Annotated in this window: 1 protein-coding gene; it reads right to left on the bottom strand. The window is 69.3% G+C overall.

Features of this window, described 5'->3' with window-relative positions; genetic code table 11:
- Positions 1–2,375: NAD-glutamate dehydrogenase domain-containing protein (locus tag QH276_RS01895; RefSeq protein WP_280406574.1), on the bottom strand; the 2,375-nt coding region annotated here is incomplete at both ends.

The raw sequence follows: 2,375 nt of genomic DNA, 5'->3' as shown, positions 1-2,375 counted from the left end.
CCGGAAATCCTCCAACCGATCCGACCACCGCAAACCACCCCGCGCCACCGCACCGAACCGCAAATGCACACCCTCCACCCGCGGCGAATACACGAAAATCTCGTACTTCGGCCGCGGCTGCGGCAACTCGGCGATCGCCTGCGGCTCGACCTTCACCGAAATGAAGTCCCGCGCCGCACCGTCGGTGCCGGTGACGTAGTAGTTGGTGCGCAGCGTGGCCCGGATCAGCCCGAGGATGGCCCGCAGGATCCGGTCCGCGTCCAGGCTGACCACCTGATCGATACGTTCGCGCACCCGCGCCTCGAGTTCGTCGGCGTGCTCGGCGGAGTGACTGTCGGGACAGAACCGGGCAGCGAACAATTGCGCGAACAGTCGCGCGGTATCCGGATACGTGTGCAGGACCCGGGCGATATTGACCTGGCTGTACGGGAACCCCGCCTGCTGCAGGTATTTCGCGTAGGTCCGCAGGACCGAGACCTCGCGCCAGGTCAGCCCGGCGCGCAGCACGAGTTCGTTGAGACCGTCGGCCTCGGCGCGGCCGTACCAGAGCGCGTCGAAGGCCTCGGTGAACCGCCCCCGGACCCCGTCGGCCGGTGCGGTTCCCGCGGTGGCCCGGATACCCGGTGCCACCTCGAGCAGTTCGGCGTCCAGATCCTGGTCGAGCGCGGCCCGCAGCAGCTCCGGGCTCGCCAGCAGGCCGAAATCGTAGATCCAGCGTTCCCGGGCGCCGCCGTCCCCGTCGGCCTCGCGCCGGATCCGGTACGGGCGCTCGTCGAGTACCTCGACACCCAGGCTCTGCAGTACGGGCAGCACCTGGCTCAGTGAGATACCGGCGCCCCCGATGTACAGGGTGAAACGCCAGGAACCGGCGGGTGCGCCGGCGACGCGATACAGATGCTGGTCGATACTGCCGGGCCGTAGCCGTTCCAGGCGGTCGATATCGGCGAGCGCGCGCTCGGCGGTGAAATCCTGTTTGTATCCGTCGGGAAAGGCTTCGCAGTACCGGCGCACGATACGCGGGTCGAGAACCGCCGAGGCGCTCACCGCGTCGTTGAGATGGTCGTCCCAGGTGCGGCTCGCTTCACCCAGCAGGTTCTGGATGCGCAGCCGCTCGGATTCCGAGATGTCCTCGGCCGTGGAGATCCGCACCGGTTCGGCGCTGTCGGCGCCGGGCAACCGGATCGTGAAATACACACTGGCGAGCTCGCTTTCGCTCACCCGGGCCGAGTAGTCGATCGAGGCGCCGCCGAGTTCGCGGACCAGGATGTCCTGCATCTCGAGCCGGACCGCGGTGGTGTAGCGGTCGCGCGGTAGATACACCATCGCGGCGACGAACCGGCCGTAGGGATCGACCCGCAGGAACAGCCGGACCTGACGGCGCAACCCCACATTGAGTACCGCACCGGCGATCCGGCGCAGCGTGGCCGCATCGCAGGCGAACAGTTCGGAGCGAGGGAAGCCCTGCATCACCTCGAGCATCGCCTGACCCGAGAACGAATCCAGGTCGAACCCGCTGCCCGTGATGGCCGAGCGGACCCGAGTACCCACGACAGGGATGTCGAGCACGTTCTCGTGCAGCGCGGTCACCGTGAAGACACCGATGAAGAGATGTTCGCCCCGGAACCCGCCCGCGCTGTCCAGATCGGCCACTCCGATGAAGAACGGGTAGACCGCCCGCTGCATGGTCACCGGGACCAGGCCCTGCGTCATCCGCAGCAGCCGCGGCACACCCGTGCCGATGGGTACCTGGAAACCGGTCCCGGTGTCCGGATGCAGCACGCCCAGCGCGGAATCCGGGATCGGCTCCGGCCGCGAGCCGCCGGGTTCGCTGCGGTAGCGGGCGTAGCCGAGGACCGTGAAATTGCCGGCAGCCATCCAGCGCAGCAGCTTCGCGCAGTCCGACGGCGCGATATCGACCTCCCCGGTTTCCACGGCGTCGCCGGCCCGGTCCAGCCCGGCGGCGAGATCGTGGAGCAGGGCGTGGATGGCGTCGGTATCACTGCTCACCTGCCGCACATCGCTGATGACGCCGGGTACGGCGGCCGCGATCTCGTCGAGGAGTTCGGCACTGGTGGCGCGGTGCAGTTGCAGATGGATCCAGGATTCTCGGGTAGCGGAGGCTCCGTCGCGATCCCGGTCGGCGAAGTGGGGGGGGGGGGCGGCCCCCCCCCCCCCCCCCCACCCCGGGCCCCCGGGGCGTGGGGGGGGGGGGAACCCCCCCCAAAACCCCCACCCGGGGACGGCGTGCACCACCGTGGCCCGGGCGGGGTCGTCGGTGACGCAGGCACCGCGCCACAGGGCGTGCAACGCCCCGAACAGATGCATGGTCGCGTGCAACGGTCCGGTGATCAGTACCCGGTCCCGGGCGGTCACGC

The sequence above is a fragment of the Nocardia carnea genome (genome assembly GCF_029869215.1).
GTDB lineage: Bacteria > Actinomycetota > Actinomycetes > Mycobacteriales > Mycobacteriaceae > Nocardia > Nocardia carnea_B.
This window is presented reverse-complemented; position numbering and strand designations above follow the sequence as displayed.